The following is a 16,141-nucleotide window of genomic DNA, read 5'->3' on the forward strand; positions in this document are numbered from 1 at the left end:
ATTATATTAAGATTCGGTGTGTAGTAATCCGTAGTTCATTACAGCAGGTTCTTTCCCGAAAAGACAAGAGAAAATATTCTGAAATTCATGAATATATTTACATTTTATTGAATTTCCGTAAATCTTCAGCCCTTCAACAATTTTTCTCGAACTTAAGTCGATATCATACTTAATGAATGTTTCCGGTCTTTCGTATCTAATGCGTTGTTCGGAGGTGTAAGTTCTTGAAAATCCAAATTTTTCCAGCCATTCTTCAGTAATGTCGATGGGCATTATTGCCTTTGCAGGAACTGAAAAGCTGTGAATATCATTTTCAATTTTTACAAAATAATCTTTCTCATTATCCTGGAATATTTCGATAATATTATAAATCTCATTTCTGTATTCCACTAAATTTTTAATTTTTAGATCTGCAACGTTCATAATATTTTGTTTTTGTTAAGGTTATTATTCTAAAGTGAGTGAATGTTTGGTATTGAAATGTTTGCAAATACTATGCCTTATGGAGTGAATAATATTTAAACTAATGTTAATTTTGACACAGAAAATCGGTGTAAATGTGTAATAGTCCGTTAAAATAGGAGTTTGGTGGAATTTAAACAGAATTATAGGGATTGGAAATGTGGTACTTGTGTGGTATGTAAATGATTTATTTTAATCAATTTTTTGTGATTTATTATTAATTGTCAACAAAAAGAAAGTAAAATAACTCCAACAAAATTAAAATAAAAATATTCCAGGAAATCGCATGAAGTAAATATCCTGTCCCATTTTCAGCAAATACTCTACGGTAAAACAGTAAAAATTTTATCACATATAAAATCCTTGCGCCTTAAAAACAATTTATTTTAAAATTTTGCGTCTTTGCGATTTCCAACCATTAAAATTTGTAATCAAATAAGCAACATCAATATTTATTTAAAAACTTGAAGCATTTGCTTTTAACAATGAAAATTATTTTCTGTTTATGTGTATATTTAGATTTCAAAAATAAAATCATTACGCAATGATAGAAAACTTCCCATTTTATTTATCTCTCATTATTGCCATTGTATTATTAATTATGTTGGCGAATAAAATAAAAGTGGCATATCCTGTTTTGCTTGTCGTTGCAGGATTATTAATCAGTTTTATTCCCAATATTCCGGTGATAAGAATCGATCCGGAACTGATATTTATTATTTTTCTTCCGCCTTTATTATATGAAGCAGCTTGGGCAATTTCGTGGAAAGAACTTTGGAAGTGGCGCCGTATTATAAGCAGTTTTGCGTTTGTGGTGGTATTTCTTACGGCAACAACGGTAGCTTTTATCGCAAATCATTTTATTCCAGGATTTTCTCTGGCATTAGGATTTTTGTTGGGAGGAATCGTTTCTCCGCCCGATGCAGTGAGTGCAGGAGCGATTTTGAAATTTGTGAAAGTTCCGAAAAGAATGACCTCAATTCTGGAAGGTGAAAGTCTTCTGAATGATGCTTCATCACTGATTATTTTTCGTTTTGCCATGATTGCTGTAGCGACCGGACAATTCATTTGGCACGATGCGGTTTTAAGTTTTTCATGGATGTTAATTGGCGGAATCGGAATCGGATTGCTAATTGGCTGGCTTTTTATGAAAGGGCAAAAAATCCTTCCTACCGATGCGAATATGGATACGATTCTTACGATCGTTGCGCCTTATGTCATGTATATTACTGCGGAAGAATTTCACAGTTCGGGAGTTTTGGCGGTAGTAAGTGGGGCACTGCTTTTGTCGACTAACAGGAATAATTTTTTAAGCACCTCTTCACGGCTTCGAGGGATCAATGTTTGGGAAAGTCTGGCTTTTGTTCTGAACGGATTGGTCTTTATTTTAATAGGACTCGATCTTCCGGAAATTACAGCAGATCTGGAAGGAGTAAGTATTTCTGCTGCGATCGGTTACGGATTATTAATTACTTTGGTTTTAGTCGTTGTGAGGCTTGTTTCGGCTTATGGAGCAGTGATTATTACATTAATTGCGAGAAATTATATTCCGGTTGCAGACACCAGAAATCCTGGATATAAAATCCCTGCTCTTCTGGGTTGGACGGGAATGAGGGGAGTGGTTTCTCTGGCTGCAGCATTGTCCATTCCTGTGAAATTATATGAAGGTGGTCCGGATTTTCCTCAACGAAATTTAATTCTATTTATCACATTTATAGTCATTCTTACTACGTTGCTGGTTCAGGGTCTTACGTTGCCTTATCTCATCAAAAAAATGAATATGCCTTCTTTCAACGATCACCTTCCTGATGATGAAGCAGAAGATATGATCCGTCATGAGATGGCAAAACTTACTTTGCAGCATTTGACGGATAATTATAGTGAATTGCTGGAAAAAAGCTCGTTTTTACAGCAAATTCACGAAAAATGGAGAGGGAAAATGGATGAAGATTCGGATGTGAAGCTTTCCTCCGAAACCAAAACAGCTTATCTTGATATTCTGAATGCGCAACGAGCTTGGCTTATAGCACAAAATCACGATAAAAAGCAGCATTTCGATGAAGATCTTATCAGAAAGCATCTCATGAAAATCGATCTGGAGGAGGAAAGAATCTTATTGGTTCATTAAAAAAGTTAAAACTTTCTGCAGATACTCATCTTCTTTTACCACTTTATTGTATGACTGTCGCGCATAGACAGGCGAAAGTTCATAGTTTTCCGGTTTAGAATTAATATCATCATTTTCAATATATTGATTCAAATGATGCGTGTATTCTTTGATGAGTTTGTTGATTGTTTTTCTTTTTATTTTACAGATCGTATTATTCTTTATCTTTTGTAAAGAATTTAAAATAAACGATTTATCTCCGTGGAAATTAATAATATTTTTCGTAAACGAAAGATTGTGGTTATCCTGTAATACAGAATGGTCATCTTCAAAAATCATGATCGTAAAGGTTTTAATGGTTTAAGAATAGTTTCAAAACACTAATTATGATAATTTCAGATCAATTGACGGGAATCGAAAACGACTTTCTCGAAAACCTCAGAAGTTTGTCTTTCGGAGAAGTAAAATAGGTTGACATATTCATTTATTTTAAGTGGTTGGTGGTGTGAAATTTTTCTAAAAATATTTTTGTTTTGATTTAATTTCTCTACTTCAAATATCTAACCAAAAATTATATTTTTTTTAAATGTATCGAAAATTTGTAATAAAAAGTACTGAAAATGTAATATTTTGCCTTAATTATAAGTTATCATTGTCAATTTTGTGGTATCTCTTCATTATCATTTAATATATAACATCTTAAGATTAGCGTTTTGTTGCGTCTTTTGTTATTTCATTTCAAAACGATGGACCGATTCTAAAAGAGTAATAGGTAAGGTTGAAATTACCACTGTTTCCCTTTAGAGACTTCAACCTTTCTTTGGCTAATCCGAAAATTAATTTAACTAAAAAATAAAACCTCCCTGATCAGGGGAGGCAAATAAAAATTGACTTTATATTGAGTTTAACTTCAATCTATTTGTGGCTTTCAAGCCATTTAAGGCGACGCTCGTCAGGTAAATGCTTTACATTGAAATTTTCAAAAGTAGCATTAAAACCTGTTCCATCGGGACAAGCTGCCATTAAACCGACCATTACAGGAGAATTATCCTGAAGATGGGCATTTCGCATCATGATGTAATTTTTATCATCAAAAGAATAAAAAAGTTCTACTGCATCCAGTCTTCTTATTGCTTTTATCCAGATTGAAGCAGGAGTTTTATCTAAAGTAATCACACTCCAATCGCTGGTTGTATGGGTAACAACTGTGCTTACATTATATTTTCCGTCTACAAATTCAATCCCGGCTTTGATGTAATTTTCTTTGTCGATTCTCAACATCAAACCCATTTGGTCGAATCTTGCCTTATAATTTCCTGTGATTTTCACTTTCGCTTCAAATTCTCCACCGTAAGTGGTGTACAAAAACGGAGCATCGTCCACGGTAAAACCATAATGTGAGATTCTCCAGTAGTCACTTTGCGGGGTTACAAACATCGATAAACTGTTGTTTTTGATCTCCCATTTTTCAGGCTCATTGAACCACGTCATTTTCTCTAACGTCTGTGCAAAGTTTTTATTCATTATAAATAAGGCACAGAAACTTAAAAATATTCTCTTCATTGCTTTTTTGATGGATATGGCTTGCTGTAATTTGTTAATTTAGCAAAAGTAAAATTAAAAGAGATTTTCATCAATACTTATAAATAACCATTTTATGGAAATCGTAGAAACGCTGAACAAGACCTTGCTTTTAAAGAATCGCGGACAAAACAAAATTTGTTCGCTGGATATTGAAGTGTATAAGAATATTGCGCTTTCTTATTCTCAGGTGGAGAATTCGGTGGCTGTTTTGAGTGATATGCAGTGTAATAAGAGTTATATTTTTACTTCAAAAACGGCTGTAGAATTAGGTTTGAATTTTAAAGAAAACCCCACCGTCATTCATTCGATTTGGGAAGAAGAGATTCTGAAAAAGATTCATCCGGACGATAAAATTAAAAAATACGTCCACGAAATGCGGTTTTTTAAGCTGTTGGAAGCAATGGAACCCGAAGAACGTTCAGGTTTCAGTGTGGTATCGAAGATGAGAATAAAAGATAAGGACGGAATTTATAAATTTATTCAGCATCGAATGTTCTATTTTTATTCGCCTTATAATAACAAGTTGAGATTTGCACTTTGTCTCTATAATATTGCTGTAGATCAGTCGCAACTCTTGTCTTCAGAGTTTTTAATTATCAATTCCATAAAAGGTGAAATATTGGTAGAAGATAAGCTTAATTATAAAAATATTTTGTCTCAAAGAGAGCTTGAAGTATTGAAATTTGTAGGGGAAGGTTTTACCAGTAAAGAAATTGCAGATTTTCTTTCGATAAGCATCAATACAGTAAGCAGACATCGGCAGAATATTTTAGAAAAACTCAAAGTAAAGAATTCTATTAAGGCTTTTAATGACAGTTTTTCAAAGGCAATCTAATGTCTCAAAATGATTATTAAATGATTAATTATTAGTGGATTATGTGAAAAATTGATTTTTGTTTTTCGCTAAAATATTTCATATCTGTTGTGAATGTTAATTGTATTTATGATTTTTTAATAAAAATGTTTAATACATAATAATTTTTGTTAAAAAATAAGAATATTGTCTTTTAAAATAATCTTATATTTGTTATAATTAACAGCTAACAAAATTAAGGATGAACATTAACTTTTCAACAGCAACTTTTAAGGATTTTGAGAATATTCCGGAGCACGATATGATGGAGCGTGCAGATGTCTATTATGACTTTCTGGAATACATGAAAAAAAACGGACACCATCATTACAGACTACAAAATAATACAGGATGCAGCTCTGTAATGAATGTTGGTTTGGAAAACATAACGAAAGAATTTGTAAGTTTTGTGACGAGCGATTATTTGGGTTTTACACAGCACCCAAAAGTAAAACAGGCGGCAATTGAAGGTGTAGAAAAGTATGGAACAGGTACAGCGGCAACACCGCTTATTGGAGGATATTATTCTTACCACAACGAACTGGAAGCAAAGATTGCTTCTTTTTTTGGCCGTACTCAGGATGAAGCCGTAATTTTTACGACGGGGTATACTGCAAATAGCGCGACTTTGCAGATTCTGCTTCAGAAAGAAGATATCGCAATTATAGATATGGCGGTACATGCAAGTGTTTATGAAGGATGTATTCTTACCAACAGAAAGACCTTTCCTCATAATAACTTAGAAGCTTTAGAACATATATTAAAAACGTCGGAAAGTCAATATCGTACTAAATTAGTTGTTATTGATGGTGTATATTCTCAGGATGGAGATACTGCACCTATCGAAGAAATTTATAAATTAGTAAAGAAATACAATGGCTACTTAATGATCGATGATGTACATGGAGTAGGTATTTTAGGAAAAACAGGAAGAGGAACAATTGAAGACACAGGATTGTTGGATAAAGTTGATATCATTACCGGAACGTTCAGCAAGACATTTGGTAATTTGGGAGGATATGTAATTGCGAATAAAAGTCTTACCAATTTTATAAGATTCCAGTCTCGTCAGCAAATATTCTCGGCAACAACGCCTCCTTCCACGGCTACAGGAATTATTAAAGCCATTGAATTAATAGATGAAGAGCCACACTGGCGATCAAAACTATGGGATAATATTAATTATTTCAAAAAAGGATTGGATGATTTAGGATTAGATACAGGAACTACCCGTTCTGCTGTGGTACCGGTGAAAATCGGGGATCCTCACATTACGGGAGATGTAGGCAGGCTGCTTATGGATCACGGTATTTATACCAATCCTATAATATATCCCGCAGTGGCGAGAAAAGACGCGCGTATCAGGATGAGTGTTACTGCGACACACGAAAGGGAGCATCTTGATAAAACACTCAATGCATTTGAGGATATCAATAAAAAGTTGCATATTGCAAAAAAATAATAGAAAACCACATGCCTAGAAAAGTTGTACAAGGCCCAATAAGGGATAAGGAAAAAACCAAATTAAAGCTGCTTGGTGCAGTCGGTAGAATTTTAAGAACAAAGGGCTATTCAGGATTAAAAGTAAGTAAAATAGCCGCTGTTGCGGGTTTTGATAAAAAGCTTATCTATGAGTATTTCGGGAGCACCGAGAAACTCATAGATGAGTATATCAGATCTCAGGATTATTGGAGTAAAATGAATCAGGACAGCCTGCATATCGATTTCTCCGATGGCGGTAAAGAACTTTCTAAAGTTGCCATTCTTAACCAGTTCGAGCACATTAAGAAAAATAAAGAGCTACAGAAAATTATCCTTTGGGGACTTTCTGAAAGCAAACCTATTTTGAAAAAAGTGGCGGATGAAAGAGAAGAAATGGGAGAACAGCTTTTTACCAATATTGTAGATCCACATTTTAAAGATAAATCTACGAGATACCGTGCAATAGCTGCACTTCTTGTTTCAGGAGCCTATTACCTGAATCTTTACACAGCATACAATGCAAGTGTATTTTGTGGGATAGATTTGAAAAGCGAGGACGGAAGAAAGGAAATCGAAAAAGCGATCACAGAGATTATTGATTTCGCATACGAAGAAAAATAATGATGAAAAAGTTTTCCTATTGACCAATACATAAATTTTTATTGATAATTTGAAAACTTTTAACTTTCAGATTAGAACTATATTTCTTACTTTTGGCCAATGGAAAATTTTATCGTATCTGCACGGAAGTATCGTCCACAGCAATTTGACACTGTTGTTGGGCAATCTCATATTACGGATACTTTAGAACATGCGATTGAAGAAAATCAGCTAGCTCAGGCTTTATTGTTCTGCGGACCGAGAGGTGTCGGAAAAACTACGTGTGCCAGAATTTTGGCAAGAAAGATTAATGAAAAAGATGGTTCAGTTTCAGAAGACGGTTTCGCCTACAATATCTATGAACTAGATGCTGCATCCAACAATTCCGTAGATGATATCAGAGAATTGATAGATCAGGTGCGCTTTGCGCCTCAGGTTGGTAAATACAAAGTATATATCATAGACGAGGTTCACATGCTGTCTTCTGCAGCCTTCAACGCTTTTCTTAAAACACTTGAAGAGCCGCCCGCTCATGCCATTTTTATTTTGGCAACGACGGAAAAGCACAAAATCATCCCGACAATTTTATCACGTTGTCAGATCTACGATTTCAAAAGAATCGTTATTGAAGATATTCAAAGTCATCTTAGAGGTATTGCTCAGAAAGAGAATATCCAGTATGAAGATGATGCGTTATATTTAATCGCTCAGAAAGCCGACGGTGCATTGCGAGATGCTTTGTCTATTTTCGACAGGCTTTCTACCTTTTCCCAAAAGAATATTACGTTGGCAAAAGCTGCTGAAGTGTTGAATATACTGGATTACGATCAGTATTTGAAAATAGTAGATTTAGCCAAAGAAAGCAAAATTCCCGAAGTCCTTTTTGCATTTAATGAAATCGTGAAAAAAGGTTTCGATCCCCATATTTTTATTGCAGGATTAGGAAATCATTTCAGAGATTTAATGATGGCTCAAAATGCTTCTACCATAGAATTAATCGAAGTAGGAGAGCAGACGAAAGCCAAGTTTGTGCAGCAAGCCCAGAAACTGGAATGCACAACAATTAATTGATGCCATCGAGATCTGTAATCATGCAGACATCAATTATAAAAATTCTAAAAATCCTCGACTGACAGTAGAAATTGCGTTGATGCAATTATCTTCTCTTACGACTTCTCAAGACGTTTCTAAAAAAAAAAGTTCTTAATCCTAGCTCCGTTTCTTAACGAAAAACAGGAAATAAAACTCCCAGCAAAACCTCAAGAGGAAAAAGTAGAGAAAGTAGAACAAAGCAAACCTGTAGAACTTAATAAACCTCAGGAAGTTGAGATTACAAAAACCTCAAAACCATTATCCAGATCAGGAATTTCTTCCGGTTTCAGTATTAATTCCTTCTTAAATAAAGAAGAAAAACCTCAAGTAGAAGAAGAAAAGACTGTTGTTAAGACAGAAACTCTTCCACAAAATCATTTTACAGAAACAGATCTGCAGATAGAATGGAACTTACTCTTGAAGCAGCTTCAACAAAGGAAGGAAAATGTTATTTTTAATGCGATTAAGCCTTTTAAATTAGTGAAATCAGATGAGAACCAAATTACAGTTAAGTTTTCTTCTGATACAGCCAAAGTAGAATTTGATAAGATAAGTAGAGAGTTTTTTAATCATTTTAAAACAAAAGTACATAACTTTTCTATTGAAATTCTGTATCAAAGAGACTCTGAAAATCAAAAGCAAGAGGTAAAGACCAAAAGAAAAATTTTCGAAAAATTCATCGAGAAAAATCCTTTGCTGAAAGATCTTGATGATTTAATGAGATTTGATTTAACGTAAAATTAATACTCAATATGTGCGCATTTTACTGAATGGAATGCCATTTGAAACGAAAATAATCAGTAAAAAAATAAAAAAACTTTGAAACTTCAAAGTTGAAAATTAATTTCATCAAAAAGCTGATATTTAAATAAATTTTATATATTTGTCAAATATTTGAGCGAAAAATCATTTTTCGACAAAAGCAAATTACAACAGAAAAGCTAGAAATAGACGATCAACATTGGAAAATATAGTAAAACCATACGTGTCTACTTTTACACCCGCTAATCACATCTTTAGCGGCTATTTTAGTTTTTCATTCTCTTATTTTAGAAATTTAAGAAACTATTATCGATTTTATTATTGGTACAGTTATCTGAATTTCTTTCCAAAAAATAACTAGGATTATTGAGTTTTCTCAATTCCTTTTCCCATTAATTAAATAATTTTTAACGGCATTTTTTTGAAAGAATTATAAAGTAAATTTATAATCAAAATTGCTATTGCCCTAAATCAAAATACGAATAAAATAAATTAACGATAATGAATTTAAAAGATTTAAAAAACGACTGGATCAATGAGTTTCTCACAACCCATGATGATTGCAGGACCATGTAGTGCGGAAAGTGAAACCCAGATGTTGGAGACAGCGAAAAGAATCAGGGAAACCAATGCAAATGTCCCGATTTTCCGTGCAGGAATCTGGAAACCACGTACAAAACCAAACGGATTTGAAGGAGTAGGAGTAATTGGTTTAAACTGGTTGAAAAAAGTAAAAGAAGAGTACGGTTTCAAAACGGCGACCGAAGTTGCCAATGCTCACCACGTTTTTGCAGCTTTGGAAGCTGATGTCGATATTCTTTGGATTGGCGCCCGTTCTACGGTGAATCCGTTTACTGTTCAGGAAATTGCAATGGCTTTGAGAGGAACAGATAAAATTGTCTTGGTAAAAAATCCTGTAAATCCCGATTTGGCTTTATGGATCGGCGCTTTGGAAAGACTTTTAGGGCAAGGAATTACCAACTTAGGCGTGATTCACAGAGGTTTTTCTACGTACCAGAAAACAAAATACAGAAATAACCCGAACTGGCAGATCGCTTTGGATTTCAAAAGTCAGTTTCCGAATATTCCAATGTTGATCGATCCTTCGCACATCTGCGGAAACAGAACAGGTTTAGCAGATATAACTCAGGAAGCGTTAAATGTTGGTTACCAAGGTGCTATCATCGAAACGCACAGCAATCCCGATGAAGCGTGGAGTGATGCTGCTCAACAGATTACCCCTGAAGTTTTGGCAGAATTAATTGGTAATCTGAAAGTAAGAAGCGCTGATTTAGCAGGATTTGAAGGCGATATGGGAAGACACCGAACATTGATTTCCGATATCGATTTTCAATTGATCGAATTGCTTTCTCAAAGAATGAAAATTTCTGAGAAGATCGGAACGTTAAAAAAAGAGAATGATATCGCCATTTTCCAGCCGGAACGCTGGAAAGTAATTACAGAATACGCAACCCAAAAAGCATCTGAAACTGGGATGTCTCAGGAATTTATCGAGAAAGTTTTCAAAATGATTCACGAAGAATCTATTGAAGTTCAGAACAGTATTATGATCAACAGATAATTAAGTTGGAGTGTTTGAGGGATTTAGAGTTTGGGAATAAACGTTTTAAATACTACGCCAATAAACTCTGAAACTCTAAGTCTCTAAAACTCCCAAACATAGGCTTAATTGCTTATATTTGCATCATCTTAATATATGAAAGGAAAAATCATTAAATCTACGGGAAGTTGGTATCAGGTTTTGGAAATGGAAACCAATAGAATTTTCGAAGCCAGAATTCGCGGGAAATTTAAATTAATTAAAACAAGATTAACCAATCCTCTTGCTGTAGGAGATTTTGTGGAATTTCAGCTGGAGCAGGATGATATCGCATGGATTACGAAAATTGATTCGCGCAGAAATTACCTGATCAGAAAATCCGTCAACCTTTCAAAAGAAGCACACATTATTGCATCCAATATCGATTTGGCATGCTTTATTTTTACGTTAAAACATCCTGAAACATCACTTGGTTTTCTAGACCGATTTTTGGCATGTTGTGAAGCGTACAATATTTTGCCGTTAATTTTATTCAATAAGATTGATGTTTTGCATGAAGAAGAAATTGAAATCGTAAAAGACATCGAGTTTCTTTATCAGGAAATCGGCTATGATTCTTTGGAAATATCTTCTTATTCAAAATTAAACTTTAACGAGCTAGAAGAGCTTCTTAAAGATAAAACCTCTGTGTTTTTCGGGCATTCCGGTTGTGGAAAATCTACGTTGGTGAATGCTCTACAGCCAGGATTAAATTTAAAAACTTCTGAAATTTCCGACACGCATTTAAAAGGAAAGCATACAACTACTTTTGCGCAGATGCACTTTTGGCATTTTGGCGGAAATGTAATTGATACTCCCGGAGTTCGAGAATTTGCAATGATCGATATTCAAAAAGAAGAAGTTCAGCATTACTTTCCTGAGATTTTCAGAAAGAGAAAAGAATGCAAATTTCACAATTGTATGCATATTAACGAACCGAAATGTGCCGTACTCGACGCATTGGAAACCGGAGAAATTCAACATTCGAGATATGCTACCTACATCAAATTGATGGAAGAGGCGGAAGAAGAAGCTCAAAAATAATCTGTAATTTTTTATGTGAACGAATTGTAATATACTCTGTTTAAAATTTAAACAGGGGTTTAATTGTTTCGTTATGGACGAGCTAGGTCGTAAATTTGGGGAAAATAGGGCAATAAAAAACCCAGCCGAGGCTGGGTAAAAACTAATAACCATGAAAACTCAAATTAAACATGAGAATCGGAATAAAATTAACAATTACTGTGCCAAAGTTGAGTTCATGATTTCTTAATAAAAGTTATTTTTTTGTTAAAAATATTTTAAAATTAAAATCAGAAATATTTTTTGTATTTTTGCGCCATTAAAAAAATATACATTTATGTCTAACATTACATTCACTATGATTAAGCCTGATGCTGTTGCTGACGGACATATCGGTGCTATATTAGGTAAAATTTCAGAAGGAGGATTCAAGATCAAAGCTTTGAAATTAACTCAACTTACTCTTGCTGATGCAAAAAAATTCTATGAAGTACACGCTGAAAGACCTTTCTACGGAGAATTGGTAGACTTCATGAGCTCTGGACCAATCGTTGCTGCTGTTCTTGAAAAAGACAATGCTGTTGAAGATTTCAGAACTTTGATCGGTGCTACAAACCCGGCTGAAGCTGCTGAAGGTACAATCAGAAAAATGTTTGCAAGAAGCATTGGAGAAAATGCTGTTCACGGTTCAGATTCTGACGAGAACGCTCTTATCGAAGCACAATTCCATTTTTCTGGAAGAGAGATTTTCTAAGAAAAATTACTTCAAAATAAAAATCCGGAGAATCATATTCTTCGGATTTTGCTTTTTATATGACATAATGTATTAAAATGTGACAAGTTAGGGATTTGAAACTTATAAATTATTTTCAAGAGCTTCCACTTTTTCACGATACAATTCGATGGGTTTGTCCAGTAAAATCGCAATTACCGTCATATTTTTGTCTAATCTTTCTTTTGGAACATCGATGTAAATAATTCCCGGAATCTGGCTCCAATATAATTTATTGTAAATTCTGTGAGAGATCATCGAACCTTCACCAACGATTCTGATTCTTGCAATTTCGTTTTTGATTCCTTTTAAAGCAATCGATCCGGTCGGAATTCCTTCTACGAAAAGATAGAGTGTTTTTTTATCTTTCGAAAGTACCGAATTTCCTGAGAAATGTCCGTTGGGTAAACCTTTTTCTGTTTCAAAAAGAGCTTCAGCATGTTTGCTGATCCATTGTAGCGTTTCAGGATTTGTTTTGTCTGTTCTTTGAATCTTCATATCCAATCCATCAATCGTTAATCCTGAATTATCAAAAATGTTTTTCCCTGAATGTAATTGTTCTGCAATCTCGTAAGCTGCTACTTTTGAATTTTTGTTTTCTAAGATCTCATTAAATGTAGGTTGGTCTTTATTAATATCTTTTAGAATTAAAATTTGCTCTACATCTAATTCTACAACGGTAACATCCTGATCGAACTTCACGTTCGAAAGATCAAACGTAATGTTTTGATTTTTTTCTATTGTGAAATTTATTTTTTGATTAGTTCCAACAATTTTCGCTGATTTTGGCATTGATAATAATCCATAAATCTTTACAAAGTCTTTTGCTTCTTCAAGGTAAAAGAATATTTTTTTTCCGTCTTTTGAAAACGCAGATTTTCCTTTATAGTTTTCGAAAGGTAAGCCTCCTCTTGTTCCATAGATGGCATCAGAATTTTTTGAAGTCCATCTTGCTAGATTTTTTAAGATCTCAACCTGTTGTTCCGGAAGTGTTCCGTCTGCTTTCGGACCGATATCCAATAATAAATTTCCTCCCATACTGATGACGTCTGCCAAAGTTCTTACAATCATATTGGGCGTTTTGTAATTGTTGTCAAAAGGCTGAAATCCCCAAGAATCGTTCATTGTATAACACAATTCCCAATATTTGTTTTGTGGTTTTACGACAGGAATTCCCTGTTCCGGAGTTTCGTAATCTCCATGATTATTCAATCTTGAATTAACAATAATATTCGGATTGTATTTTCTTAAATTTTTCAGCGTTTCAGGGGCTTTCCATTCATCGGAAGTGTGTTCCCAATCGCCGTCAAACCATAAAAGATCGGGTTTATATTGAGTGGAAAGTTCATTCAGTTGAGTTTGATAATACGTGATGAAATTTTGCCATCTTTGAGGATCATTCTTAATTTCATACCGCTTTTTTGTTCTTGTATTAATATCATAATAAGGATGGCTCCAGTCGGGAAGCGAGTAGTAGAGCCCGGTTTTTAAGCCTGATTTTTTCAGTTCGGAAACGAAAGGTGTTAAAACATCTTTTTGAGCTAAAGAATTTTTAGGAATCGTCGTCGCTTTTTCTGCTTTTGAATCCCAAAGAGAAACGCCATCGTGATGTTTTGTGGTAATTACGGCATATTTTGCACCTGAATCTTTGATCAGTTTTACCCATTCATCGGGTTTGTAATGGGAAGCAGAAAATCCGTTCAGCTGTTTCATATAATTTTCATGGTTGATGTAATTATTGAAAAAAGCCCAGGATTCTGAAATTCCGTCGACCGAATAAATTCCCCAATGAATAAAAATCCCAAGTTTGGCTTCCTGAAACCATTCCATTTTTTTGTGATCGGAAGTGGAGTTTCTGAGCATTGATTTTTCCTGTTATTAAAATCAATCCCAATGATAATATGCTGATGAATTTGCCTTTCATTTTTTTTCTTTAGATCACTAAAATAAGGAAAGCTGCGACAAAATCTGTATTTAATAATGATTTGACTTAATAAACATGAAAATATCTTTTATAATTTAATGATTTTCAGGATAGAATTGATTTAATTTAATAAACTTTTTATTTGAAGGTTTTCCTGCTTTCACAACTCGCTATTTTCATAGCTAGAAATCTTGTTGTTCTTTCAATATTTGGAAATAAACAGGTCGTTTGTCATTCCGGTAGGAATCTAAGCAAGGTTTTTAAAAAATAGTATGGAAAGATTCGCGCTTAGATTCCTGCGGAATGACAAACCTTGTGAAAAATTATAATTTAGAATAGTAGTAATATACCGCTTCATATACGTCTTGGATTATTTCTATGGAATTCTCTAAATTTCGAAGAAAAAAATAAAAACCTGCTAAAAATAAAAGTTTAAACAAGCGTAATGTATTATTTTTATAAACCCACAAATTCAGAACTATCAAAATAAAATATATGAAAATGACAACCCTACTTCTTATCGTCACAGCAACGCTCACTGCTTTAATAGCAGGACTTTTTTACGCCTATTCGTGTTCAGTCGTTTTGGGATTGGGAAAATTATCAGACACCGAATATTTGAAATCTATGCAATCCATCAATCGGGAAATCCTGAATCCGGTGTTTTTTATGAGTTTTATGGGAACGGCATTTCTGCTTCCGATATCAACTTTCATTTATCGCGGTCAACATCCTGTTTTTCTTCTTCTTTTATTGGCAACTTTGGCTTATTTGCTCGGAGTTTTTGCAGTGACCATGTTTGGAAATGTTCCTCTCAATGATCAGTTAGACAAATTTGATATGGCAAATTCAACGGCACAGAAGATCAAAGAAATGCGTGATACATTTGAAAACAGATGGAATTTTTTAAACAACATCAGAACCATTTTTTCTGTAATAACAATAGTTTTAACGGTTTGCGCCTGTATCTGGAACAAGGTGGATTGAGTGGGAAGTTTTAAACAAAATTTCAATTAAGTAAAAATACGTAAGCTAAAATTCCGTGTTTTTACGGATGGTTTATATCCGATTTTATTGTCATCTTTACATCAGTATTAGAAAAGGAAATTTAAGCATCAAAGTCTTCAAAAACTAATAACCATTAAAGGCTCAGATTTTCATTAAGAAGAAAGGCAACTCATTGAGTTGCCCTTTTTTGTTTTATATTGTTAAAGAATTAAATCTTCAATAATTCAATGGTTCTTTCCGGGTTTTCTGCTGAAAATACTGCGTTTCCTGCAACCAAAACATCTGCTCCGGCTTCGAAAAGTTTTGCTGCATTGTCCAAGTTTACTCCTCCATCAATTTCGATTAATGCGGTAGAATTGTTGCTTAAAATCAAATCTTTGGTTTCAGCAATTTTCTTGTATGTATTTTCAATGAATTTCTGTCCTCCGAACCCCGGATTTACACTCATTAACAATACCAAATCTACATCAGCAATGATATCTTCCAACATCAAAACCGGAGTGGAAGGATTTAAAACAACTCCTGCTTTTGCACCTAAACTCTGAATATGATGAATTGTTCTGTGAAGATGCGTACAAGCTTCATAATGAATGGAAATAAGATCTGCACCGTGATTGATGAACTCTTCAACATATTTCTCAGGCTCTACGATCATTAAATGCACATCTACAAACTTCTTTGCATGTTGCTGAACCGTTTTCATTACCGGAAAACCGAAAGAGATATTCGGAACAAATCTTCCGTCCATCACGTCGATATGAAACCAGTCTGCCTGCGAATTGTTCAGCATTTCAATGTCTCTTTGCAGATTCCCGAAGTCTGCAGATAAAAGGGAAGGAGCAATAAGCTTCGTTTTCATTTTTACTTTTTAT

13 protein-coding genes and 2 pseudogenes are annotated in these 16,141 nt (G+C 34.1%); 10 read left to right on the forward strand and 5 right to left on the reverse strand.

Features of this window, described 5'->3' with window-relative positions; all coding sequences use genetic code 11:
* Positions 1-6: 6 nt before the first annotated feature.
* Positions 7-423, reverse strand: coding sequence for a hypothetical protein (locus J3D55_RS12200; RefSeq protein WP_259131450.1), 417 nt, complete (start codon positions 421-423; stop codon positions 7-9).
* Positions 424-1,006: 583 nt separating this feature from the next.
* Between J3D55_RS12200 and J3D55_RS12205 the strand changes: the two genes are divergently transcribed.
* The gene (locus J3D55_RS12205) at positions 1,007-2,590 is read left to right on the forward strand and encodes a Na+/H+ antiporter (RefSeq protein ID WP_259131452.1); all 1,584 of its coding nucleotides are present in this window, start codon (positions 1,007-1,009) and stop codon (positions 2,588-2,590) included.
* Here J3D55_RS12205 and J3D55_RS12210 read toward each other — a convergent pair.
* Together J3D55_RS12210 and J3D55_RS12215 are read right to left on the reverse strand one after the other, a co-directional pair.
* On the reverse strand, positions 2,576-2,908 hold the full coding sequence (locus J3D55_RS12210; RefSeq protein ID WP_259131456.1) for a hypothetical protein: 333 nt from the start codon (positions 2,906-2,908) through the stop codon (positions 2,576-2,578). The genes J3D55_RS12205 and J3D55_RS12210 overlap by 15 nt on opposite strands.
* Positions 2,909-3,484: 576 nt before the next feature.
* Entirely contained in the window at positions 3,485-4,132 is a 648-nt protein-coding gene (locus J3D55_RS12215) for a DUF1349 domain-containing protein (RefSeq protein ID WP_259131458.1), read from the reverse strand.
* A gap of 94 nt (positions 4,133-4,226) precedes the next feature.
* Here J3D55_RS12215 and J3D55_RS12220 point away from each other — a divergent pair, with 94 nt between their 5' ends.
* From J3D55_RS12220 to J3D55_RS12255, 8 genes and pseudogenes are all read left to right on the forward strand, one after another.
* Complete coding sequence (locus tag J3D55_RS12220; RefSeq protein WP_259131461.1) at positions 4,227-4,988, forward strand: response regulator transcription factor; 762 nt, start codon at positions 4,227-4,229, stop codon at positions 4,986-4,988.
* A 220-nt stretch (positions 4,989-5,208) separates the two neighbouring features.
* On the forward strand, positions 5,209-6,468 hold the full coding sequence (locus tag J3D55_RS12225) for an aminotransferase class I/II-fold pyridoxal phosphate-dependent enzyme (RefSeq protein ID WP_259131463.1): 1,260 nt from the start codon (positions 5,209-5,211) through the stop codon (positions 6,466-6,468).
* A gap of 11 nt (positions 6,469-6,479) precedes the next feature.
* Positions 6,480-7,109, forward strand: coding sequence for a TetR/AcrR family transcriptional regulator (locus J3D55_RS12230; RefSeq protein WP_259131464.1), 630 nt, complete (start codon positions 6,480-6,482; stop codon positions 7,107-7,109).
* 99 nt (positions 7,110-7,208) lie between these two features.
* Positions 7,209-8,295: pseudogene (gene dnaX / locus J3D55_RS12235) on the forward strand (DNA polymerase III subunit gamma/tau).
* 284 nt (positions 8,296-8,579) lie between these two features.
* Positions 8,580-8,918 (forward strand): DUF8439 domain-containing protein, encoded by a 339-nt coding sequence (locus J3D55_RS12240; protein WP_510185689.1) that lies wholly within the window; start codon positions 8,580-8,582, stop codon positions 8,916-8,918.
* A gap of 525 nt (positions 8,919-9,443) precedes the next feature.
* Positions 9,444-10,524: pseudogene (locus tag J3D55_RS12245) on the forward strand (chorismate mutase).
* Between the two features lie 135 nt (positions 10,525-10,659).
* Positions 10,660-11,586 carry a ribosome small subunit-dependent GTPase A gene (gene rsgA, locus J3D55_RS12250; RefSeq protein WP_259131468.1) on the forward strand — a complete coding sequence of 309 codons (927 nt, stop codon included), beginning with the start codon at positions 10,660-10,662 and terminating at the stop codon, positions 11,584-11,586.
* Between the two features lie 316 nt (positions 11,587-11,902).
* Positions 11,903-12,319, forward strand: coding sequence for a nucleoside-diphosphate kinase (locus tag J3D55_RS12255; RefSeq protein WP_259131470.1), 417 nt, complete (start codon positions 11,903-11,905; stop codon positions 12,317-12,319).
* A gap of 102 nt (positions 12,320-12,421) precedes the next feature.
* Here J3D55_RS12255 and J3D55_RS12260 read toward each other — a convergent pair whose 3' ends face one another.
* Positions 12,422-14,167: an alpha-L-fucosidase gene (locus tag J3D55_RS12260; protein ID WP_259131472.1), complete on the reverse strand. Its 1,746-nt coding sequence runs from the start codon at positions 14,165-14,167 to the stop codon at positions 12,422-12,424.
* A 595-nt stretch (positions 14,168-14,762) separates the two neighbouring features.
* Between J3D55_RS12260 and chrI the strand changes: the two genes are divergently transcribed.
* Positions 14,763-15,248, forward strand: a complete 486-nt coding sequence (chrI, locus tag J3D55_RS12265; RefSeq protein ID WP_259131474.1) for a chryseobasin maturation helper ChrI — start codon at positions 14,763-14,765, stop codon at positions 15,246-15,248.
* A 229-nt stretch (positions 15,249-15,477) separates the two neighbouring features.
* Here chrI and rpe read toward each other — a convergent pair whose 3' ends face one another.
* Positions 15,478-16,128 (reverse strand): ribulose-phosphate 3-epimerase, encoded by a 651-nt coding sequence (gene rpe / locus J3D55_RS12270; RefSeq protein ID WP_259131476.1) that lies wholly within the window; start codon positions 16,126-16,128, stop codon positions 15,478-15,480.
* Positions 16,129-16,141: the final 13 nt, after the last annotated feature.

It is taken from the genome of Chryseobacterium ginsenosidimutans, assembly GCF_024807225.1.
GTDB lineage: Bacteria > Bacteroidota > Bacteroidia > Flavobacteriales > Weeksellaceae > Chryseobacterium > Chryseobacterium ginsenosidimutans.